Origin of the sequence: Marinobacter sp. EN3 (assembly GCF_000475315.1) — a bacterium.
GTDB classification, from domain to species: domain Bacteria; phylum Pseudomonadota; class Gammaproteobacteria; order Pseudomonadales; family Oleiphilaceae; genus Marinobacter; species Marinobacter nauticus.
On record NZ_AXCC01000063.1, the window covers coordinates 114,700 to 137,182 of the forward strand.

Below are 22,483 nucleotides of genomic sequence, written 5' to 3' on the forward strand. Positions count from 1 at the left end.
AGATTGGAAGCTATCTTGATTCCCGTCAGCCTGAACGTCACACTTCTGCTCTATACTTACCCTGTCATACCTATTCTTCCCCTCAAGGACGACACATGGCCCAGAAAAGCACCAACACCGCTCCCAAACTTTTTCTCGTTGTGCTGATCGTGGCCCTGATTGCCGTTGCAGCCTGGTACCTGATGCCGAAAGGCGATCAGGTGCCGGAGCATATTGGCTCTGGTAACGGTCGTATTGAAGCCACCGAAGTCGATATTGCCACCCGAATATCCGGACGCCTGGAATCTTTCGAAGTCCGCGAGGGCGACATGGTTGAAGCCGGCATGTTGCTGGCTGTGATGGATACCGACGAACTTGAGGCCAGCCTGGCAGCGGCGCAAGCCAGTTTGCACCAGGCCGAGCAGAGCCGGCGACTGGCCGAGGCCGTGGTGGCCCAACGGGAAAGCGAGCGTCGGTATGCCCAAGCCGAACTGGCCCGTATTGAATCGCTGGCCGATCGGGGCCATGCCTCTCAGGAGCAGTTGGACCGCGCCCGTACCGCGGCGGAAACCGCCGAGGCGGCATTGCAGGCCGCCAGAGTACAAGTGGCGTCTGCCGATGCCAGTATCGAAGCTGCCAAAGCCAGTGCCCGCCGTATCCAGACCAATATTGATGACAGTCAGTTGACCACGCCGGTGGGTGGCCGGGTTCTGTATCGGCTGGCGGAGCCGGGCGAGGTGCTGGCCGCCGGTGGCAAAGTAGCCACGGTACTGGATGTCACCGATGTGTACATGACCATCTTCCTGCCCACAGCCCAGGCGGGCAAAGTCCGGGTTGGCTCTGAAGCCCGGATCGTTCTTGATGCCCTGCCGGACTATGTGGTGCCAGCGGAAGTCAGCTTCGTCGCCGCCGAAGCCCAGTTCACGCCGAAGTCTGTGGAAACCCGCAGCGAGCGGGAGAAGCTGATGTTCCGGGTTCGTATCCGGATTGATCCGGAGTTGCTCAAAGCCTATCGGGACCGGGTGAAAACCGGCGTACCGGGCGAAGCCTACGTAAGACTGGATGAGGGCCAGCCCTGGCCCGAGAGCCTGAAAGTGGCTTTGCCCAATGACTGAGACCGTGGCCCGGCTGGAAGGAGTCAGCCATCGCTACGGGGAAACCGATGCGCTGTCTGAACTATCCCTGACGTTTCCGTCTGGCTGCATGGTTGGGCTGATCGGCCCGGACGGGGTGGGCAAATCCACACTGTTGGGCCTGCTTGCCGGTGCCCGTGAGTTGCAGACCGGCGAGTTGCAGGTGCTTGGCGGCGATATGCGCAGCCAGAGGTTTCGTAACCGGGTCGCCCCCCGCATTGCCTATATGCCCCAGGGACTGGGCGGTAATCTCTACCATACGCTGACGGTGGACGAGAACATCGCCTTCTTCGCCGATCTGTTTGGTTTGCGAGGCCCCTCCAGGAAGGATCAGATTGACCGGTTGCTTGAAGCTACTGGGTTGTTGTCTTTCCGGGACCGTCCCGCCGGCAAGCTGTCCGGCGGTATGAAACAGAAGCTGGGGCTGTGCTGTGCCCTTATCCACAGCCCCGATCTTCTGATTCTGGATGAACCCACCACCGGCGTGGACCCCCTCTCCCGCAAGCGTTTCTGGGATCTGATCGATACCATTCGCCGGCAACGCAGCGGTATGAGCGTGTTGGTGGCCACGGCCTACATGGAAGAAGCCGAACGTTACGACTGGCTGGTGGCCATGGACGAGGGCAAGGTACTGGCCACAGGCTCACCGGCAGAACTCCGTGAGCAGACCAATACCGAGACGCTGGACGATGCCTTCATCGCGCTGTTACCCGAAAACCGGCAGGTGCAGGAAAGCGGCGATACGGCTAATGCTGCGCAGCGAGGGCCAACCGGGGAAAATCAAACGCCGGCCATTGAGGCTGAGCATCTGACCCTGCGGTTTGGCAGCTTTACGGCGGTTCGTAACGTCAGCTTTTCCATCCCGAAAGGCGAGATCTTCGGTTTTCTGGGATCCAACGGTTGTGGCAAGACCACCACCATGAAAATGCTCACCGGATTGCTGACCCCAACGGAAGGCGAAGTCCGGCTGTTCGGTGAACCACTGGATGCCAAAGACCTGGCTACCCGGCAGAAGGTGGGCTACATGTCCCAGGCCTTTTCGCTCTATGGCGAACTCACCGTGCGCCAGAATCTGGATCTGCATGCCCGGCTGTTTCACCTGCCGGACACCAGAATCCCGGAGCGTATTTCGGTTCTGGTTCGGGAGTTCGGTCTTGAAGATGTACTGGACCAGCGAGCAGGCGCGCTGCCACTTGGGGTTCGCCAGCGGCTGTCCCTGGCCGTGGCCGTGGTGCACGAGCCCGAATTGCTGATCCTGGATGAACCTACCTCAGGCGTCGACCCGGGGGCCCGCAACCGGTTCTGGCAATTGTTGATGCGCCTGTCGCGGGAAGATGGCGTGACCATTTTTATCTCCACCCATTTCATGAACGAGGGTGAGCGCTGCGACCGGATTTCGCTCATGCACGCGGGCGAAGTATTGGCTTGCGATACGCCCGATCGACTGGTTGAAGCCTCCGGCACCGACAGCCTGGAAGGCGCGTTCATGAAAACGCTGGAAGCGGTGGATAAAGAGCCGGAGACCGGCGCCGACCAACTGGCTCTGGAGCCCGCCAGTCATGGTGACCGGCCGACCGTGTTCAGTCCCCGGCGCTTGCTGGCGTACGCCACCCGGGAAGCGAGGGAACTGTTGCGGGACCCCATTCGAATGGCCTTCGCCTTTATCGGTTCTGCGTTGTTGATGCTGATCCTGGGTTACGGCATTACCCTGGATGTCGAAGACCTGTCGTTCGCCGTGCTGGATCGGGACCAGACACCCCAGAGCCGGGATTACATTGCGGCGGTGTCCGGCTCCCGGTATTTCCTGCAACAACCGGAGTTGCAGAATATCCAGGAGCTGGAACAACGCATGCGCTCCGGCGAGCTGAGTCTGGCTATTGAGATTCCGCCGGGCTTCGGCAAAGACCTGAAACGAGGGCGACCGACCGAAATGGCGGTTTGGGTGGATGGTGCCATGCCTTTCCGGGGCGAGACCATCCTGGGTTACGTTGAAGGCATGCACGTCAGCTACCTGACGGAGCTGGCCCAGCGCACTCTGGGCGTGGTACCCACGCTGACACTGGTCACACTGGAGGACCGGTATCGCTACAACCAGGACTTCCGGAGCCTGGATGCGATGGTGCCAGCGGTTATCCCCATTCTGCTGATCTTTATTCCGGCCATTCTGATGGCCCTGGGCATCGTTCGGGAAAAGGAACTGGGCTCCATCACCAACCTGTACGTCACTCCGGTTACCCGTGTGGAGTTCTTGCTGGGCAAACAGCTGCCCTACATCGCGTTCAGCATGATCAGCTACGTGAGCCTGGTCTTGCTGGCGGTGTACGTGTTTGATGTCGAGATCAAAGGCAGCCTGCTGACGCTCACCTTCGGTGCCCTGCTCTTTGTGACGGCCACCACGGCCCTGGGTCAGGTGATGTCGACCTTTGCCTCGACCCAGATTGCCGCCCTGGCGGCCACTGCGATTCTCACCATACTGCCGACCGTACAGTTTTCCGGCCTGACCGAACCGGTGTCCTCCCTGAGCGGCGCCGGCGCGTTGATCGGTCCGCTCTGGCCGGCGACCTGGTTCCTGCAGATCAGCCGTGGCGTGTTTACCAAAGGCCTGTCGCTGGCGGATATGCAGGGCGCGTTCCTGGCCCTGGCGGCGTTCGTTCCGGTGCTGACCGTAATGGCGGTGGCGTTGCTCAGAAAACAGGGGCGCTGACATGAATTCCTTACGCAACATCTGGCACCTCGGCATCAAGGAACTGCGCAGTCTGTGGCAGGACAAGGCATTGATGGTGTTTGTGCTGGTGGCGTTTACGGTGATGATCTATACCGCAGGTTCCGCCGGCTCCATGGAGCTTCACAACGCACCGATCGCCGTGGTGGACGAAGACCAGACAGTGTTGTCTGGCCGCATCATCAATTCGCTCCAGCAGCCGTGGTTCCTGAAACCCGATCTGGTGGCTTACAGTGCCATCGACGACCTGCTGGACAAGGGCAGTCATACCTTTGCCCTGGTGATCCCCGAAGGCTTTGAGCGGGATGTCCGGCAGGGCAACCCGGTGGCGTTGCAGCTGAACATCGACGCTACCCGCATGAGCCAGGCCTTTATTGGCACCAACTACATTCAGCGCTTTGCGATGGCGGAAGTGGCGGAGTTTCTGCAGCCGGGTAGCTCTGCCAGCACCGGGCTACCGATCGAGCTGGTCACCCGGGTGAGTTACAACCCCAACCTGGACGGAACCTGGTTTGGCGGTGTCATGGAGCTGATTACCCAGGTGACCCTGATCAGCATCATTCTTACCGGGGCAGCACTGATCCGGGAGCGGGAGCACGGCACCGTGGAGCATCTGATGGTGATGCCGTTGCGGCCTTTCGAAATCATGGCGTCCAAGGTGTGGGCCAATGGTCTGGTGGTGTTACTGGCCGCGGCGCTGTCGGTAACGCTGGTGATCCAGGGCTGGCTACAGGTGCCGGTGGCAGGGTCGGTGTTGCTGTTTCTGCTCGGCGCCCTGATTCACCTGTTTTCCACCACCGCGATCGGTATTCTGATCGGCACCGTGGCCCGAACCATGCCCCAGTTTGGCCTGCTGCTGATTCTCACCATCCTGCCTTTGCAGCTGCTGTCGGGCGGTATCACGCCCCGGGAAAGCATGCCCCAGCTGGTGCAGGATCTGATGCTGGCGGCGCCCACCACCCACTTTGTCAGCATGGCCCAGGCGATTCTGTACCGGGGTGCGGGGCTGGAGGTGGTGTGGCCACAGATGCTGGCTCTGATGGCCATTGGCGGGGTGTTCTTCACGGCGGCGTTGTTGCTCTTCCGTCGCCATCTCTCGGTGTAAGTCAGTAAGGCCACCACCCGACCGGGGTGGTGGCGGTTGACGCTTAGCCGAATTCGAAGAACGCCAGCTTGTTACCGTCCGGATCGCGCACATAGGCGCCGTAGAACATGTCCGGAATGCGCTGCCCCGGTTCGCCATCGCAGGTGGCGCCCAGTTCAATGGCCTTGTGGTAAAACTTATCCACGGCTTCTTTGGAGCCCGCCGGAATGGCCACCATGTTGCCGTTGCCGGGATGGTTGGGTTCACCGTTGAACGGGGTGCAGACGGCCAGCATGGGGGCTCCCATGCTTTTGCCAATAAACGCAATTCGCTCCATGTCCATCAGCACCTTGGCGCCCAGATCTGCCAGCAGATCCGTGTAGAACTGCTTGGCCCGGCCCATATCGCTGACTCCGAGTGTGACATATCCGATCATATTCGACTCCTTGGTTGGTTAGCGCTGGGTATACGAGCGCCAGGGTGTTTTAGAGCTTAACACCTGTTTGACCATCTTTGCCTGTGGCTTTGCTATGGTGGGTTCCCGACGGTTCTTTGGGGGTTTGTCATGAAGACTGGATTGGCTGTAATCGCGTTACTGTTTCTGATGACGGGCTGCACCGGTGTGCCCAAGGGCATTGAACCAGTGACCGGTTTTGACCAGCAGCGCTACCTGGGCACCTGGTACGAGATCGCCCGGTTGGATCACTCGTTCGAAGAGGGCCTGAGCCAGGTTACCGCCGAATACAGTCTAAACAATGACGGCAGTATCAAAGTGGTCAACCGGGGCTACAACGCCGAAGCCGGTGAATGGAAAGAAGCCGAAGGCCGCGCGGTGTTTGTGGGCGACAGTAATGTCGGCCACCTGAAAGTATCTTTCTTTGGACCTTTCTATGCGTCCTACGTGGTGTTCGAGCTGGATGACCAATACACCACCGCGTATATCACCGGGTATGACCGGGATTACCTGTGGCTGATGTCGCGCACGCCGGAGGTGAGCGATGAGGTGCTGGAGGCGTTCAGAGCACGGGCTGAAGCTAAGGGTTTTGAGCTGGAAGAATTAATACTTGTCGAACACGGGGAAGACTAGACAAAAGCGGGAAAGTGGTCGGCGTGGCAGGATTCGAACCTGCGACCCCTTCGTCCCGAACGAAGTGCGCTACCAAGCTGCGCCACACGCCGATCAACGGCCGGTATTATACGCATTGGCGGCGGTTTTGCTACCCCTTCCCTGGGCTGGAATTCAAAAATTCTGTTGTGGATTGTCCGGATCGGTGGCTAGCAGAAGCCTCGCCCTGGCAGTGGTAAACCCGGTTGAATGGGCGTATAACAGCGGCGTGGATGTCGCCTTGCCTTGTAAGGCGTTGTGACTGGCCTGTGTCCGGACATCGGAGCCCCCTGCCCTGTGAACATTATCCCCATTGTTCAGATCCTCGGTTTTCTGCTCATCCTGCTCAGTTTCCTAATGACCCTTCCGGTTAACCTGCTGGTATTCGGTGATACGCCGGATTGGCTGGCGTTCGTGAAATCCTCGGTGGTCTGTTTCAGCATTGGTGCCGCGGCTCTGGCTTTGGCGGGGCGGCAGAAACACGCGCTACGCCAGCAGCAGATGTTCATGTTGACCGTGTCGGCGTGGGTTGTGATTCCTCTGTTCTCCAGTTTGCCGCTGTTGCTGAGTGACATGAAGCTGAGCATGACCGATGCCTTCTTTGAAAGCATTTCCGGCGTGACCACTACGGGTTCCACCGTTCTTACCGGCCTGGATCATCTGCCGGACGACATTTTGCTCTGGCGTTCGATTATGCAATGGATGGGCGGTATCGGGATCATCGGTATGGCCGTTGCCATCCTGCCGTTTCTCCGGATTGGCGGTATGCGGCTATTTGCCACCGAATCGTCCGAATGGAACGAGAAAGCGGTGCCCCGCACCAGCCACCTGGCCCGCAGCCTGGTACTGATCTATCTGGGCTTGACGCTCGGTTGCGTGCTCACCTACTGGCTGCTGGGGATGAGTTTCTTTCAGGCGCTGAATCACGCGTTGACTACAGTATCGACCGGCGGCTATTCCACTTCAGACAGCTCCATGGGGCAGTTTGATTCGCCGTCCATTCTCCTGGCGTCGACGGTATTTATGGCGATGGGCGCCATGCCGTTCTTTCTGTTTGTCCGGTTTATTCACGGGCAGCGCCAGCCCCTGATTCGGGATCAGCAGGTGCGTTTCTTCCTCCGGTTCCTGGTGATTGTCGCTGCGTTGCTGACCATTTACCGGGTTCTGAGGGAACCGGTAGATCCGTTTGAGACCTTTGTTTCAGCGCTGTTCAATGTTACGTCGGTGGTGACCACCACGGGCTATGCTTCTACCGACTATTCCTTGTGGGGCCCGTTTGCGGTGGTGGTGTTTCTGTTCATCACCTTTGTCGGCGGATGTTCCGGGTCTACGTCGGGTGGCATGAAAATCTTTCGGTTCCAGCTGTCCATGCTGTTGCTCAGGGAGCAGGTGCGCCGTTTGCTGCACCCTCGCGCGGTGTTTGCCCGCAACTACAACGGGCGGGTGATTGGTGACGATATCGTGGCCTCCAGTGTCGCCTTCTCTTTCATCTTTCTGGCGACGCTGGCGCTGGTGACGGCGATTCTGGGGGCGTTGGGGCTGGATCTGGTGACCAGTCTTTCCGGAGCCGCTACGGCTTTGACGAATGTCGGGCCAGGACTGGGCGATACCATCGGCCCGGCAGGCAATTTCCAGACGTTGCCGGATGCGGCCAAATGGGTCCTGATGGGCGCCATGATTCTGGGCCGGTTGGAGCTGTTGAGTGTGTTTGTGATGCTGTCGCCGGACTTCTGGCGCAGCTGAGTGGCAAAGCAGGACAGCCAGGCCGCTGGTTTATCGTGAACCAGCGGCCTGTGTGCCTCAGCCTGCTGTGGGCAGCAGGGAGATGTCGGCAACCCGCAGGAACAGGTTGCGCAGGCGGTTCAACAGTGCCAGACGATTGTTGCGCACGGCGTCGTCGTCGGCCATCACCATCACTTCGTCAAAGAAGGTGTCTACCGGCTCACGCAGGCTGGCCAGCGATGTCAGCGCACTGGCGTAGTCACCCTGCTCGAACATCGGCAGAACTTGCTGTGCCTGCTCTTCCACCTTCGCCGCCAGGGTTTTCTCGGCAGCATCCTGCAACAGCGCGGTGTCTACAGTCTCGCCGATGCTGTCACCACCCTGTTTGGTGAGGATGTTGGATACCCGCTTGTTGGCGCCGGCCAGGGCCTGGGCCTCTGGTAGCTGGCGGAAGGCTTCCACGGCTTTTACCCGGCGGTCGAAGTCCAGCGGGCGGGTTGGGCGGCGGGCGTGCACCGCAAGGTACACTTCGGCGCCGATGCCCTGCTCATCATAGTGGGCACGGAAACGCTCCAGCATGTAGTCCACCACGGTGCTGGCGGTGTTCTTCTCGGTCAGCACGGAGAAGTTTTCTTCCGCCCACTCGCAGACCGTCTGCAGGTCCAGCGGCAGTTCACGTTCGATGATGATGCGCAGCACACCGAGAGAAGCACGGCGCAGGGCGAACGGATCCCGGGTACCGGACGGCGGCTGGTTGATGCCGAACAGGCCGACCAGGGAATCGATGCGGTCAGCAATGGCCACCGCACAACCGGTCAGGGTGGCGGGCAGTTCGTCGCCGGCAAAGCGCGGCATGTACTGCTCGTTCAGGGCCTTGGCGACATCGGCATGTTCGCCGTCGTTGGCGGCGTAGTACTGACCCATAATGCCCTGCAGGTCGGTGAACTCCAGCACCATTTCGGTGACCAGATCGGTCTTGGCCAGCATGGCAGTACGCTCGGCCAGGGCCGGGTCGCTGTTGATGGCTTCGGCAATCTTGTTGGCCAGGGCTGCTACCCGTACAGATTTGTCGTAGATGCTGCCCAGCTTGTCCTGGAACACGATGGGCTTGAGTGCCTCGATGCGGTCTTCCAGCCTGGTCTTGCGGTCGGTGTCGTAGAAGAAGGCGGCATCGGACAGGCGCGGGCGAATCACTTTCTCGTTACCGGAAATCACCTGGGCCGGGTCTTTACTCTCCAGGTTGGCCACGGTGATAAACAGCGGCAGCATCTTCCCACCGGCATCCACTACGTGGAAGTACTTCTGATGTTCCTTCATGGAGGAGATCAGGGCTTCGGCGGGTACATCCAGGAAGCGCTCCTCGAAGCGCCCCATCAAGGGTACCGGCCATTCGTTCAGGGCAGTCACTTCGTCCAGCAGGTCTTCGTCGATTACGGCCTTGCCGCCGGCTTCTTTCTCCGCCAGCGCGGCCACGCCGGCGCGGATCTGCTCACGACGCTCGGCGAAGTCTGCCAGTACGTAGCCTTCCTGCTTGAGCACCACTTCGTAGTCGGCCGGGGTGGGCACAATCAGCTCTTTCGGGCAGTGGAACCGGTGGCCACGGGTCTTGTTGCCGGGCTTGAGGTTCATCACCGGTGCTTCAATCACCTTGTTGCCGTACAACAGAATCAGCCAGTGTACCGGGCGCACGAATTCGGTCTTCCAGGCACCCCAGCGCATGCGTTTGGGAATGGGCAGGGCGGCCAGGGATTTGTCCACCAGATCCGGCATCAGTTCTACGGTGGGCTTGCCCTTCTCAACGGTACGGTACACCAGCCAGGCACCCTTGTCGGTCTCCATGGTGTCGAGCTGATCCGGGGTAATCCCGAGGGAGGTGGCGAAGCCGGTCAACGCCCGGGTGGGGTTACCGGAATCATCAAACGCTGCTTTCACGGCCGGGCCGCGCTTTTCGACCGATTTGTCCGGCTGGGCATCGGCCAGGTCCCGGATCCGTACCGCCAGACGGCGGGGTGCTGCGAAGCTTTCCACCGCGCCAAAGGCCACGCCGGCTTCTTCCAGGCCTTTGACAATGCCCTGGGTGAAGGCGTCAGACAGTGGCTTGAGAGCTTTCGGAGGCAGCTCCTCGGTGCCCAGTTCGACCAGAAAATCCTGAGTTGCCATGATTATGCGTTCCCCTGTTCCTGCGGTGCCTTGTTGGCTTTCTTGCCCTTTTTACTGGCCTTGGCGTCGGCGGCTTCAGCGGCGGCCAGCACTTCCTTGCGGAGGTGTTCCGGGGCCAGCGGGAAGCCCAGCTTGCGACGGCTCTCGAAGTAGGCCTGGGCCACGGAGCGAGCCAGGGTACGTACACGCAGGATGAAACGCTGGCGCTCGGTCACGGAGATGGCGTGACGGGCGTCCAGCAGGTTGAATGTGTGGGAGGCCTTGAGCACCTGCTCATAGGCCGGCAGTGGCAGACCGGCGTCGATCAGGCGGGCGCTTTCCCGCTCATAGACATCGAAGCTGTGGAACAGGAACTCGGTGTCAGCATGTTCGAAGTTGTAGGTGGACATTTCCACCTCTTGCTGATGGAACACGTCGCCGTAGGTAACCACGCCATCCGGGCCATTGGTCCAGACCAGGTCATACACGCTGTCCACACCCTGCAGGTACATGGCGATACGCTCAAGGCCGTAGGTCAGCTCGCCGGTGACCGGATAGCATTCCAGGCCGCCTACCTGCTGGAAGTAAGTGAACTGGGTCACTTCCATACCGTTCAGCCAGATTTCCCAGCCCAGGCCCCAGGCGCCCAGGGTCGGCGATTCCCAGTTGTCTTCGACAAAGCGGATGTCGTGCACCAACGGGTCCAGGCCCAGGGCACGCAGGGAATCCAGGTACAGCTCCTGGATGTTGTCCGGTGACGGTTTAAGCACTACCTGGAACTGGTAGTAATGCTGCAGGCGGTTGGGGTTTTCGCCGTAGCGGCCGTCGGTGGGGCGGCGGCTGGGCTGAACGTAGGCGGAGTTCCAGGTTTCCGGGCCGATGGATCGCAGGAACGTGGCCGGGTGGAAAGTACCGGCGCCCACTTCCATGTCCAGGGGCTGGAGAACCACGCAGCCGTGCTGCGCCCAGAAATTCTGCAATGCCAGGATCAGACCCTGGAAGGTCTTGATATCCGGCGCGGAGTTGTTGGTTGCCTTGTCTGTCACGACGTTTGCCTGCTGGTCAGTCTGTGTGTGGGCCCCGGTTCCGGGGCACTCCGAAAATTTGAAAACGCGCATTATACGCTGGCCGGCGCTGCATTTCTAAGTGCCAGCCAGGGTGTTGTTTTGCCTGAGATCAATCAGAAGAACGTGAGGCCCACCTGGAACAGTTTCTCGACGTCCCGTATGCGCGACTTGTCCACCAGGAACAGGATCACGTGGTCGTCTGGTTGCACCCGAAGGTGGTCGTGGGCGATGAGCACTTCGTTGTGCCGGACAATGGCACCGATGGTGGTGCCGCTTGGCAGATTGATTTCGTCCAGGCGTTTGCCAACCACCTTGGAGGAACGGTGGTCGCCGTGGGCGATGGCCTCAATGGCTTCGGCCGCGCCCCGGCGCAGGGCGTGCACGTTCACCACATCACCCCGGCGCACGTGGGTAAGCAGGCTGCCGATGGTGGTCTGCTGGGGTGAGATGGCCACGTCGATATCGCCGCCCTGGATCAGGTCCACGTAATCGGGGTTGTTGATCAGGGTCAGGACCTTGCGGGCACCCAGTCGCTTGGCCAGCAACGAGGCCATGATGTTGGCTTCGTCGTCGTTGGTGACGGCGCAGAACACATCGGTATTCTCGATGTTCTCTTCCAGCAGGATGTCCTTGTTGGCTGCGTTACCTTCCAGTACCACGGTCTTGCGCAGGCGCTCGGACAGCATCACGCAGCGTTCATGGTCCCGTTCCAGCAGTTTCACCTGGTAGCGGTCTTCCAGGGTGTTGGCCAGCCGATAGCCGATGTTGCCACCGCCGCAAATGAAGATGCGTTTGTAGGGTTTTTCCAGCGGCTGCAGTTCGCTCATCACCGAGCGGATATGGTCGGCGGCGGCGATAAAGAACACCTCGTCGCCGTCTTCGATCACGGTATCGCCCTGGGGCATGATGGCCCGGTCCTTGCGGAAAATCGCCGCCACCCGGGTATCAATCTTGGGCATGTGGGTGCGCAGGTAGGACAGTTCGTGCCCCACCAGCGGGCCGCCCTCGGTGGCGCGAATGGCGACCAGTCGGGTCAGGCCCTTGGAGAACTCCAGTACCTGCAGGGCACCGGGGTATTCAATCAGCCGGGTAATGTGCTGGGTCACCAGATGTTCCGGACTGATCAGAACGTCCAGGGGGAAGCCCCTCAGGCTGTCCAGGTCCTTGACCGTATCCCGGTTGTAGAACAGTTCTGGCTTGGCCAGATAGGCGCCGGCACGCACCCGGCAGATGGTAGTGGGGGTCTTGTACAGCAGCTTGGAGACCTGGCACGCCACCATGTTGGTTTCATCGCTGTTGGTTACCGCGATGATCATGTCGGCATCTTCGGCCCCGGCCTGCCTCAGTACCGTAGGGTAGGAGGCCCGGCCATGCATGGTGCGGATGTCCAGTCGGTCCTGCAGTTCCCGGAGTCGAACACTGTCGTTGTCCACCACGGTGATGTCGTTGGCTTCGTTTGCCAGGTTTTCCGCCAGGGTGCCGCCGACCTGGCCGGCGCCGAGAATCAGGATTTTCATGGTTCAGGTTTCTCCAGCACGGCGTAGAAAAAGCCGTCATGGCTGTCCGGTTCTGGGAACAGCTGACGCCCGGTGTTCATGTCTCGGCCCCAGTCTGATTCGATACATTTCAGCGTTGCCTGATTCTGCTGCTTCAGGAACCGCTGGATTATACGGTGGTTCTCCTGTGGAAACACCGAACAGGTGGCATACACCAGTCGCCCACCGGGCTTCAGGATAGACCACATGGCCTCCAGCAGGCCAAGCTGAATACTGGCCAGTGGCACAATATCGGATTCCCGGCGCAGCAGTTTGATGTCCGGGTGCCGGCGAATCACGCCGGTAGCACTGCAGGGCACGTCCAGCAGGATGCGGTCGAAGGGCGTGCCGTCCCACCAGCTGTCGATATCGGCGGCATCGGCCTGGGTCAGGGTGGCGTGCAGGTCGAGCCGGTCCAGGTTTTCCTGAACCCGGGGCAGGCGCTCGGCGGATTCGTCGATGGCCACCACTTCGTCCAGTGCGCCACAGGCTTCGAGAATGGCGCAGGTCTTGCCTCCGGGCGCGGCGCAGGCATCCAGTACCCGCTGGCCGGGCTGCAGATCCATTAGAGTCGTACACAATTGGGCGGCTTCATCCTGAACACTGACCGCGCCGTCCTCGAACCAGGGCAGTCGGTCCACCGGCACCGGCCGTTGGAGCTGGATGCCGCTGGGGGCAAAGCGCGTGGCGTGGGCCTCGATGCCGGCTTCCGACAGCAGGTTCAGGTACTCGTCGCGTTTGAAGCGCAGGGCATTGACCCGCAGGGTCATGGGCGCCTGCTGGTTGTTGGCTTCAAGGATGGCCTGCCAATCGTCCGGCCAGTTGTGGCGAAGCTTCTCCACCATCCACACCGGATGACTGAAGCGGCCACTATCGTCTTTCGGCGCTGGCGCCCCTTCCCGTTCGGCGGCCCGCAGTACTCCGTTGACCAGACCGGTCAGGTGGGGCTTGTCCAGTGCCCGGCAAGCCTCCACGGTTTCGTTCAGTACCGCGTAGGTGGCCTGTTCGCTGTAACGTAACTGGAACAGGGCCACCAGCATCAGATGGTGAATGATCCGGTCCGGCTTGCGCAGGGGCTTTTTCAGGCGTTGGTTCAGCTCGCTCTCAAGCCGGTGAAACCAGCGGCAGGTACCGTAACAGATAGCTTGCAGTTGTGGCCGTTGTTCCGGGGGTAACTGGTTCAGGGCGGGTGGCAGGCATTGGGATAACGACTGGCCCTGTTCCACCGCCAGCAATACGTTGGCGGCAATGGCGCGGAATGGCAGGGGCTGGTAAGCCATGGTCAGTTCAGCTCCTGGCCGGGCAGCAGCACCTGCTTGCCACCATTGATCAGGTCATTGATGCTCTGGGCCTTGCTGCCTGGTAACTGCACGGAAGTGATTCTGAGGGTGCCGGTGCCGCAGGCAACGTCTACACCGTCCCGCCCCCGGGCAATCACGGTGCCGGGACCCTTGTCGCTGCCCTGCTTCAGGGCGCTGGCCTGATGAATACGGATACGTTGCTCGCCGAGATCGGTAAAGGTACCGGGCCAGGGGTTGAACGCGCGAATCCGTCGTTCGATCTCCTGCGCGCTTCGGCTCCAGTCGATGTGGCCTTCTTCCTTCGACAACTTATGGGCGTAGTTGGCCTCGGCGTCGTTCTGTGGCTCAGGGGTCAGTTCGCCGTTTGCCAGTTGCACCAGGGCTTCCACAATAGCCTTGCCGCCCATCTCGGCCAGCCGGTCATGCAGGCTGCCGCCGGTATCGTCAGCATTGATGGGGGTGCCCAGTTTCAGCAACATGTCGCCGGTATCCAGGCCCTCGTCCATCTGCATGATGGTGATTCCGGTTTCGGCATCGCCGGCGGCAATCGCCCGCTGGATAGGGGCGGCGCCACGCCATCGCGGCAGCAGGGAGGCGTGAATGTTCAGGCAGCCATGGGTTGGTATGTTCAGCACTGCCTTGGGCAGAATCAGGCCATAGGCAGCCACGATCATCACATCCGGTTGCAGCGACGCCAGTTCCTGTTGGGCCTCTTCTGGCTTCAGACTGACCGGTTGATACACGGGAATACCAGTATCCAGTGCCACCTGTTTGACCGGGCTGGGCATCAGTTTTCGGCCGCGGCCGGCGGGGCGATCAGGCTGGGTGTAAACGCCGACGATGTCGTAACCGGCATTCAGCAGGGTTTTCAGGGCGGTGGCGGCGAAATCCGGCGTGCCGGCAAACACAATGCGCACGTTGGTTGCTTCTCTGTGTCGTTGATACGAAAAAACCGGGTCGTAACCCGGTCCTGAATTCGGTCTAGGCTGGCAGCGCCTCAGGCGCTCTGCTTATGCAGCTTTTCCAGCTTCTTGCGAATGCGATTACGTTTGAGCTGGCTCAGGTAATCGACAAACAGCTTGCCATTCAGGTGATCCATCTCATGCTGAATGCATACCGCCAGGAGGCCTTCAGCCTCCAGGACAAATTCTTCGCCGTTGCGATCTTTGGCAGTAATCCGGCAGTGCTCAATGCGCTTCACATCTTCATAGAAGCCCGGCACCGACAGGCAGCCTTCCTGCATGGCTTCGAGCTCGCCATCCAGCACTTCCACTTTCGGGTTGATGAACACCCGCGGCTCAGTTTTGTCCTCGGACAGATCCATCACGATGATCTGCTTGTGCACATCCACCTGGGTCGCGGCCAGGCCAATGCCGCGGGCATCGTACATGGTCTCGAACATGTCGTCGATCAACGTACGGATGTCATCGGTCACTTCCTCCACCGGCTTGGCGATGGTGCGAAGTCGTGGGTCCGGATACTCAAGAATTTCTCGAATCATAATGCTCTTGCTTCTGGCCTGTGTGTATCGGGCAATCTTCAATATCAGCCTGTATGACGGGCTGCCCAGCGCAGAATTTTACCATTTGTAACGCTGTGAAACCGATTGCCGAAATGCGACAGCGTACTGCGCAAATTTTCTTGGTCTGCCTATGATGAATCCAGGGATTCCGACAGTTTGAACCTGTAATGCTGGCAGAGTTCCCGGGTTCAAGGTAGTAACTTCCGCCTGATGGTGCCTATTATCCAATAATTCGCCGATTGAGTACAAACTGATCAGTTAATAGTTAAAATCTTTCACGAATGCGCTCCGATGGCTGCAGAAATCACTCGAAGAACAAAAGATAACATCACAAATTCCGGGACTTCTTCTATAGTATCGGGAATAACAACGTAATATGCTGCGGGGATTCTGCGGCGACATTACCGAACGCAAAGATTCAAGGCACGCGATCAAGGACATAAACAATGAGGAAACTGTTGTACGCTCTGGCAGCCTCTGCGCTGCTGTTTACCTCCTGGGCCCAGGCACAGCCGGAGCTGAGGTCTGATCATCCTGAGCGTTACACTGTCGTCAAAGGGGACACCCTCTGGGACATTTCAGCGCGATTCCTGAACAACCCGTGGTACTGGCCGGAAATCTGGCACGTGAACCCGCAGGTTGCCAACCCACACCTGATCTATCCCGGTGACCGCCTGGCACTGGTGTACATCGATGGCAAACCCCGGATTACCAAGGTCGCGACCAGCGATGTGGTGAAGCTCTCGCCCCAGGTTCGTTCCGAGGCCATCGACACACCAATACCGGCCATCCCCCTGGATGCCATCGCCAGTTTCCTGACCGAAACCCGTATTGTCAGCCCGGAAGAAATCAACGGTGCGCCCTATGTGCTTGAAGGTGAGGACGGACGCATCATCACCGGTGCCGGTGACCGTATTTACGCTCGCGGCGAGAAGCCGGCCGATCGCGTGGGTATTTTCCGTCGCAGTAAGGAATTTGTGGATCCGGACACCGGCGAGTTCCTTGGCCTGGAAGCCCGGAGCATTGCCCGCGGCAACGTTAATGCCGAAAACGGTGATGTGCTGACCGTAGGCATTACCAAGTCCAGTGAAGAAGTGCGTATTGGCGACCGGTTGCTGGTGAATGAAGATCGCCGGCTGACCACCAGCTTCGTGCCCAGCTCGCCGGATAGTGAGATCGAAGGCAAGATGATTTCTGTCGATGGCGGTGTCAGCCAGATCGGTCAGTACGATGTGGTCGCCATTAACCGTGGTGAGCGCGAAGGCCTGGCGCCCGGTAATGTGCTGGCGGTGCTGAAGGCGGGCAACATGGTTCGTGATCCGGTCACCGGCGAAACCATTGAATTGCCGTCTGAGCGGGCTGGCCTGCTGATGGTGTTCCAGGCCTATGAGAAAATGAGCTACGGTCTGGTGCTGCAGGCAACGCGGCCCCTCTCGGTAGGTGACAAGGTCACCAATCCCTGAGGCCGCGCGTTTGATGAGTTGATGGAATAAGACATGGCCGGGCCGGAATGCCCGGCCATTGTTGTTTTCAAGGAAGAGAAAATGTCAGATCAGGAATTTCTGCAAACACCGGCAGGCCAGTGGCTGCTGCTGTCACTGCTGCCCCGGTTCGGAATCCCCCTCAGGGAGCGGATTCTGGGTTCTGTTGATACGCTCACCGACATCCTGCCCCTGAATGCTGCCACGCTTCGCGCCATGGGGCTTGGCGGCGATGCCGTGGAGGCCATTGTCGCCTGGCAGGCGGGGGATCTCAGCCAGGGCGTCATTGCCCGGGCACTGGATATCTATCGCCAATGTCGGGAAAGGGGTATTGGCGTGCTCGGACAGGGCCAGTCGCCCTACCCGGAATGCCTGCGCCATATCCACAATGCCCCTCTGGTGCTCTATACCCTGGGTAACGTTGAGTTATTGCAACGGGACCAACTGGGCGTGGTCGGCAGTCGCAACGCCACCCGGGCGGGGCTGGACCATGCCCGCCAGTTTTCTGCCGAACTCAGCCGGCGGGGGCTTCTGATCACCAGTGGTCTGGCCCTCGGAATAGATGGCGCCGCCCACGCCGGTGCCCTGGATGCTGGCTATCCGACACTGGCGGTGGTGGGTTGTGGTCTCGACCGGTTGTATCCGGCCCAACATCGTAACCTGGCCCACCGCATCATTGAGAACGGCTTGATTGTTTCTGAGTACCCGCCGGGCACCCAGGCCAGAGCCGCCTATTTCCCCCAGCGTAACCGCATTATCAGTGGCCTCGCCCGGGGTGTTCTGGTGGTGGAGGCCAGCCTCCGGAGCGGTTCACTGATTACGGCTCGAACCGCCCTCGAGCAGGGGCGGGAGGTGTTTGCCATTCCCGGTTCGGTGCACAGCCCGGTGGCCCGGGGCTGTCACCAACTGATTCGCCAGGGCGCCCGGCTGGTGGAGACCGCCGACGACGTGATGGAAGAACTGGGTACCTGGTGGTCCATGCAGGCGCAGCCCGCAGAACCGGAAGCAACGGAGAATTCGTCAGACCTGTCGTTTCTGGACAGCCGGGAAATCGCGGTATTCGAGGCTTTGGGGTATGATCCGCAGTCTACCGATGCACTGGGCCTTGCCACGGGTTTGCCCGCGGATCAGTTGCTGCAGTCACTACTGATCCTGGAGCTTGAGGGCCTCGCCCATGCCTGCCCGGGTGGTTATCAGCGCACCGGTCGGGACCTTGTTCATTGTTCTGCATGAGGGCGCCGATATCTGATGGCGGATACATCTTCTCCGAGTTTTCTTCAACTGGCTCTTGCCCGCCAGACGGTACTGGCAGGCGGGGTAATCGCCTATCCCACGGAAGCGGTGTGGGGACTGGGGTGCGATCCCTGGAACCGGGAGGCGGTCGAATACATCCTTGAGCTCAAGCGGCGACCCATGGAGAAGGGCGTGATACTGGTGGCAGCCTCGGTTGAACAGGTGCGTTTCCTGCTGGATCCGTTGCCCGACGCCGTTCAGAGCGAGGCTCTGCGTCACTGGCCAGGGCCGGTCACCTGTCTGTTGCCGGACGTAAACCAGCAGGTGCCGGAGTGGGTCCGCGGCAAACACAGTTCCATCGCCGTTCGGGTCAGTGATCATCCGGTGGTGCGGGCCTTGTGTGAGGCGACGGGTATGCCGCTGGTCAGTACCTCATGCAATCCGGCGGGGCGTCAGCCGGCCCGTGCCATCTGGCAGGTGCGGCGCTATTTCGGCGACCGCATAGATCGTATTGTCCCCGGTGCGCTGGGCGGCAATCGCAAGCCCAGTCGCATTATTGATATTGTTACCGGTCAACAGTTTCGCTAGGAGAATTCATGTCACAGCAGCCGGATATCCAGGCCGTCAAGGACTACCTCATCGGTCTTCAGGAGCGCATTTGTCAGCGGCTGGAAGCGGTCGATGGCCAGGCATCGTTTATCCGTGACAGTTGGCAGCGGCCGGAAGGCGGTGGCGGTATCAGCCGCGTACTGGCCGACGGTGGTGTTATCGAGAAGGGCGGCGTTAACTTTTCCCACGTGATGGGCGAGACCATGCCAGCGTCTGCCACGGCTCACCGCCCTCACCTGGCGGGCGCACCCTGGCAGGCCATGGGGGTATCGCTGGTGATTCATCCGAACAATCCATACGTGCCCACGTCTCATGCCAACGTGCGCTTTTTCATCGCTACGCCGGAGGACAGCGCTCCGGTGTACTGGTTCGGTGGTGGCTATGACCTCACGCCCTATTACGGATTTGAGGAAGACTGCGTGCACTGGCACCGCACCGCAAAGGCAGCCTGCCAGCCATTCGGTGACTCCGTCTACGCGGACTACAAGCGCTGGTGCGACGACTATTTCTACCTCAAACACCGGCAGGAGCCACGGGGCGTTGGCGGGCTGTTCTTTGATGACTACAACACTGGCGATTTCGACCGTGACTTTGCCTTTATGCAGGCCGTGGGCGACAGTTACATTGAGGCCTACGAGCCGATTGTGCGCCGGCGTATGGATCAGCCTTGGGGGGAACGGGAGCGGGAATTCCAGCTCTACCGCCGGGGCCGCTATGTCGAGTTTAACTTGGTGTACGACCGGGGCACGCTGTTTGGACTGCAGTCGGGCGGCCGGACCGAGTCTATCCTGATGTCCCTGCCCCCGTTGGTGCGCTGGGATTACGACCGCCGGCCGGAACCGGGCAGTGAGGAAGCGCGGCTGACCGAGTATTTTCTGACCGGCCGTGACTGGTTGGAGGAATGTAATGACTAACGATCTGTATGCCGTGGTGGGCAACCCCATCAGCCACAGCAAATCACCCCGTATCCACAGCCTGTTTGCCCAACAGACCGGTGAGGCCGTGGAATACACCGCGATTCAGGCGCCGCTGGAGGATTTCGCCGGCACCGTTCATCACTTCTTTGACCACGGCGGCAAGGGTCTGAACATTACGGTGCCGTTCAAGGAACAGGCCTGGACCCTGGCCGAGCACCGGACTCACCGGGCCGAGCTGGCAGGTGCCGCCAATACTCTCTATCTGGATCAAGAAGACCAGCTGGTGGCCGATAACACAGATGGTGTGGGTATTGTTCGCGACCTCCGGGACAACCATGGCGTGCCTCTGAAGGGCGCGCGTGTGCTGGTGCTGGGCGCTGGTGGTGCGGTACGAGGTGTGCTCGGGCCTCTGCTGGACGAGCAGCCCGCCAGTGTGGTTGTGGCCAATCGCACTGTCGCCAGGGCCGAAGCGCTGGCCCGGCTGTTCGGCCGGGAACACAGTGGCATAGAACTCTCGGCCTGCGGTTTTGAGCAGGTCGCAGGACAGTTTGATCTGGTGATCAACGGCACCAGCGCCAGCCTGAAGGGCGACCTGCCAGCCATTACGGCAGATGTGATCGGCGCAGACACTGTGGTCTACGACATGATGTATTCTCTGCAGACCACCACGTTCAACCGGTGGGCCCTGGATCACGGTGCCGTGCGCGTATTCGACGGTCTGGGCATGCTGGTGGAACAGGCCGCCGAATCCTTCTACGTATGGCGGGGCGTTCGCCCGGAAACCTCGGCCGTCATCGAGGAACTGAGAACAGACTGAGGCAGGCGATGCAGCCGAGCCGTCGATAAGGGTCAGTTATGGATATTCTTACGCTTGTCGGGTTGCTAGCCGGAACCCTGATTGTGTTGCTCGCCATGTTGGCGAATGCGACGGTGCTTACCTTTCTGAACCTGCCAGGCCTGGCCATTGTGCTGGGCGGCACCTTTGCGGTTACCCTGATTAAATTCCGCATGCCCTCGGTAGTGAGCGCTTTCCGGCTGGCGTTCCGCGCGGCCTTTACGGACCGGCTGGCCCGCCCGGCGGAACTGATTCGGGAAGTGGGCGTATTGGCCCGGGTGGTTCGCAAGGAGGGTATTCTGGGCCTGGAGAACCACGACACCCAGGACGAATTCCTGCAGAAAGCCATCAATCTCTGTGTCGACGGCCACCCGCCGGAACTGGTGGAAGAGGCCTTGTTGCAGGACAGCCAGCAGACCGCAGAACGCTACGAAGTGGCGGAAAGGGTGTTTCGAGGCATTGGCGAATCGGCACCGGCCATCGGCATGCTCGGTACCCTGGTGGGGCTGGTGCAGATGCTCAATACCCTTGATGACCCCTCCTCCATTGGTCCGGCCATGGCCATCGCTCTGCTGACCACCCTGTACGGCGCGTTCATTGCCCAGCTGATGGCCTTGCCTCTGGCCGATAAGCTGCAGCTCAAGGCCGAAGATGATGCCCGCAACCAGATGCTGATCATTACCTCCATCAAGAGCATCATGCGCGGCGAAAACCCCAGGGTAATGACCGAACTGCTGTCTTCCTATGTGTCTCCGGAACATCGCACCAACCTCGAACCCGAGCGGGAGGCCTGAGGTTTGCAACCGGCACGGCCACTGAAAAAGAACCGGCGCAAGAAAGGCACGCCGGACTGGATCGTGACGTTTGCCGATCTGGCCACCCTGCTGCTGACGTTTTTCATTCTGCTGCTGTCCTTCGCCGAAATGGATGTGGAAAAGTACCGAGCCATGGCCAACTCCATGGCGCTGGCCTTTGGTTCCAGCAACGTGGTGGCGGAGGACGTGGGTGGTTCTCCCATTACCCTGGTGGAATCGGATACCGTGTCGCTGCCGGAGCCGTCGGAATCGCTGCAACAACAACCGGAGTTTATTGATGAGCGTACCGAGCGCTCGGAAACCCGGCAGATACCCGGCGGTGTGCTGGACCTGGCCGGGCGCCTGGTTCGGGAGCTGGAAGCGGAAGTGGCGTCCGAAACCCTGCATGTGAACTACGATGAGGATCAGGTGGTTATCCGGTTCTCGGAGGAAGCGACCTTCCGCTCGGGTGACGCCACCATCAAGCCGGAAATGATCCCGATCATCGAACGCGTGGTGAGTGTACTGTCTGCCTGCACAGGGGATGTAGTGGTTTCCGGGCATTCCGACGATCGCCCGATTTCCAGCAGCCAGTACCGCTCAAACTGGGACCTGTCCGCTGCCCGGGCGGTCTCGGTGGTGCATGAACTGGTACTCAACCGGGATATCCCCGCCGAGCGGGTCGTTGCCGCGGGCCGTGCCGAGACCCGGCCACTGGCCCCCAACACCAGCCCGGAAAACCGCGCTATCAATCGCCGGGTGGAAATCGCCATCCGTAACCCCGAATGCAGTGATGAAGTGCCCACCGCAGACCTGCCGGTGGAAATCCTGCCCTGAGCCGCCGCTATGCCCTGCCCGCCTTATGCTCGCAGCGAAGATACTCATAGTGGATTCATATAACCTCTGCCCATTCAAAGCCTTATACTGTGCGCCCTGAATTGCAGACAGCAGGAGATGCCAGCATGAGCGGACCGGACAAACCCAAAGTCATTGGCGAGGAATGGAGCGACGATCGGGTAAAGAGCTATCTCGATCTGACACCCTGGGACCGAAGCATCAATGCCGACTATTTTGTGCTGAGTCGGGCTTATGAATCTATGCGGGCCGAGGATTTCGAACGCTTTATCAGCTTCTTTGTTGAAGCCCGTCGTGACCTGAATGCTGAAGACGAGCACGGGGCAACCATTCTGGATCGGGTTGCTCGTCACCGGCGTAGTGCGGATTATGCCCGTGCCCTGGAAAACGCCGGCGCACAAAAAAAGGCAGCGGCCGGGAACTGATTCCCGGCAAGGCTGCCTTGCAGGC

20 protein-coding genes and 1 tRNA gene are annotated in these 22,483 nt (G+C 60.1%); 13 read left to right on the forward strand and 8 right to left on the reverse strand.

Annotated elements, in window-relative coordinates; genetic code table 11:
• Nucleotides 1–95: 95 nt before the first annotated feature.
• The 3 genes from Q675_RS34350 to Q675_RS34360 are packed head-to-tail and all read left to right on the forward strand — an operon-like array spanning nt 96 to nt 4,939.
• The gene (locus Q675_RS34350; protein WP_023011927.1) at nt 96–1,094 is read left to right on the forward strand and encodes an HlyD family secretion protein; all 999 of its coding nucleotides are present in this window, start codon (nt 96–98) and stop codon (nt 1,092–1,094) included.
• On the forward strand, nt 1,087–3,816 hold the full coding sequence (gene rbbA, locus Q675_RS34355) for a ribosome-associated ATPase/putative transporter RbbA (RefSeq protein ID WP_023011928.1): 2,730 nt from the start codon (nt 1,087–1,089) through the stop codon (nt 3,814–3,816). The genes Q675_RS34350 and rbbA overlap by 8 nt, the downstream gene beginning before the upstream one ends.
• Before the next feature lies 1 nt (nt 3,817).
• Nucleotides 3,818–4,939, forward strand: a complete 1,122-nt coding sequence (locus Q675_RS34360) for an ABC transporter permease (protein WP_022992638.1) — start codon at nt 3,818–3,820, stop codon at nt 4,937–4,939.
• 43 nt (nt 4,940–4,982) lie between these two features.
• Here Q675_RS34360 and Q675_RS34365 read toward each other — a convergent pair whose 3' ends face one another.
• Nucleotides 4,983–5,354, reverse strand: a complete 372-nt coding sequence (locus Q675_RS34365) for a VOC family protein (protein WP_022992639.1) — start codon at nt 5,352–5,354, stop codon at nt 4,983–4,985.
• 129 nt (nt 5,355–5,483) lie between these two features.
• Here Q675_RS34365 and Q675_RS34370 point away from each other — a divergent pair, with 129 nt between their 5' ends.
• Nucleotides 5,484–6,005, forward strand: a complete 522-nt coding sequence (locus Q675_RS34370; RefSeq protein ID WP_031211716.1) for a lipocalin family protein — start codon at nt 5,484–5,486, stop codon at nt 6,003–6,005.
• Between the two features lie 15 nt (nt 6,006–6,020).
• On the opposite strand, the gene Q675_RS34375 is transcribed toward Q675_RS34370, so the two are convergent.
• Nucleotides 6,021–6,097 (reverse strand) — tRNA-Pro (locus Q675_RS34375).
• Nucleotides 6,098–6,320: 223 nt separating this feature from the next.
• On the opposite strand from Q675_RS34375, the gene Q675_RS34380 reads away from it, so the two are divergent.
• Nucleotides 6,321–7,766: a TrkH family potassium uptake protein gene (locus Q675_RS34380; RefSeq protein ID WP_011783617.1), complete on the forward strand. Its 1,446-nt coding sequence runs from the start codon at nt 6,321–6,323 to the stop codon at nt 7,764–7,766.
• Nucleotides 7,767–7,823: 57 nt separating this feature from the next.
• On the opposite strand, the gene glyS is transcribed toward Q675_RS34380, so the two are convergent.
• From glyS to def, 6 genes are all read right to left on the reverse strand, one after another.
• Complete coding sequence (glyS, locus tag Q675_RS34385) at nt 7,824–9,905, reverse strand: glycine--tRNA ligase subunit beta (RefSeq protein ID WP_023011930.1); 2,082 nt, start codon at nt 9,903–9,905, stop codon at nt 7,824–7,826.
• A gap of 2 nt (nt 9,906–9,907) precedes the next feature.
• Entirely contained in the window at nt 9,908–10,930 is a 1,023-nt protein-coding gene (gene glyQ / locus Q675_RS34390) for a glycine--tRNA ligase subunit alpha (RefSeq protein ID WP_036149746.1), read from the reverse strand.
• Between the two features lie 134 nt (nt 10,931–11,064).
• Nucleotides 11,065–12,468 carry a Trk system potassium transporter TrkA gene (gene trkA / locus Q675_RS34395; protein WP_022992650.1) on the reverse strand — a complete coding sequence of 468 codons (1,404 nt, stop codon included), beginning with the start codon at nt 12,466–12,468 and terminating at the stop codon, nt 11,065–11,067.
• Complete coding sequence (gene rsmB, locus Q675_RS34400) at nt 12,465–13,766, reverse strand: 16S rRNA (cytosine(967)-C(5))-methyltransferase RsmB (protein WP_023011931.1); 1,302 nt, start codon at nt 13,764–13,766, stop codon at nt 12,465–12,467. The genes trkA and rsmB overlap by 4 nt, the downstream gene beginning before the upstream one ends.
• A gap of 2 nt (nt 13,767–13,768) precedes the next feature.
• The gene (gene fmt / locus Q675_RS34405; protein ID WP_023011932.1) at nt 13,769–14,704 is read right to left on the reverse strand and encodes a methionyl-tRNA formyltransferase; all 936 of its coding nucleotides are present in this window, start codon (nt 14,702–14,704) and stop codon (nt 13,769–13,771) included.
• An 80-nt stretch (nt 14,705–14,784) separates the two neighbouring features.
• Nucleotides 14,785–15,291 carry a peptide deformylase gene (gene def, locus Q675_RS34410; RefSeq protein ID WP_200861850.1) on the reverse strand — a complete coding sequence of 169 codons (507 nt, stop codon included), beginning with the start codon at nt 15,289–15,291 and terminating at the stop codon, nt 14,785–14,787.
• A 464-nt stretch (nt 15,292–15,755) separates the two neighbouring features.
• On the opposite strand from def, the gene Q675_RS34415 reads away from it, so the two are divergent.
• The 8 genes from Q675_RS34415 (at nt 15,756) to Q675_RS34450 (ending at nt 22,458) form a co-directional block, all read left to right on the forward strand.
• On the forward strand, nt 15,756–16,772 hold the full coding sequence (locus Q675_RS34415; RefSeq protein ID WP_011783624.1) for a LysM peptidoglycan-binding domain-containing protein: 1,017 nt from the start codon (nt 15,756–15,758) through the stop codon (nt 16,770–16,772).
• A 33-nt stretch (nt 16,773–16,805) separates the two neighbouring features.
• Nucleotides 16,806–18,023 (forward strand): DNA-processing protein DprA, encoded by a 1,218-nt coding sequence (gene dprA, locus Q675_RS34420; RefSeq protein WP_023011935.1) that lies wholly within the window; start codon nt 16,806–16,808, stop codon nt 18,021–18,023.
• Between the two features lie 15 nt (nt 18,024–18,038).
• On the forward strand, nt 18,039–18,611 hold the full coding sequence (locus Q675_RS34425; RefSeq protein WP_023011936.1) for an L-threonylcarbamoyladenylate synthase: 573 nt from the start codon (nt 18,039–18,041) through the stop codon (nt 18,609–18,611).
• Nucleotides 18,612–18,619: 8 nt separating this feature from the next.
• Nucleotides 18,620–19,546, forward strand: coding sequence for an oxygen-dependent coproporphyrinogen oxidase (hemF, locus tag Q675_RS34430; protein WP_023011937.1), 927 nt, complete (start codon nt 18,620–18,622; stop codon nt 19,544–19,546).
• Nucleotides 19,539–20,366 carry a shikimate dehydrogenase gene (gene aroE, locus Q675_RS34435; RefSeq protein WP_023011938.1) on the forward strand — a complete coding sequence of 276 codons (828 nt, stop codon included), beginning with the start codon at nt 19,539–19,541 and terminating at the stop codon, nt 20,364–20,366. Before hemF ends, aroE begins: the two co-directional genes overlap by 8 nt.
• Nucleotides 20,367–20,404: 38 nt before the next feature.
• Nucleotides 20,405–21,178, forward strand: a complete 774-nt coding sequence (locus Q675_RS34440; protein ID WP_023011939.1) for a motility protein A — start codon at nt 20,405–20,407, stop codon at nt 21,176–21,178.
• A gap of 3 nt (nt 21,179–21,181) precedes the next feature.
• The gene (locus tag Q675_RS34445; RefSeq protein WP_023011940.1) at nt 21,182–22,015 is read left to right on the forward strand and encodes a flagellar motor protein MotB; all 834 of its coding nucleotides are present in this window, start codon (nt 21,182–21,184) and stop codon (nt 22,013–22,015) included.
• A 125-nt stretch (nt 22,016–22,140) separates the two neighbouring features.
• Complete coding sequence (locus Q675_RS34450) at nt 22,141–22,458, forward strand: PA4642 family protein (RefSeq protein ID WP_022992657.1); 318 nt, start codon at nt 22,141–22,143, stop codon at nt 22,456–22,458.
• Nucleotides 22,459–22,483: the final 25 nt, after the last annotated feature.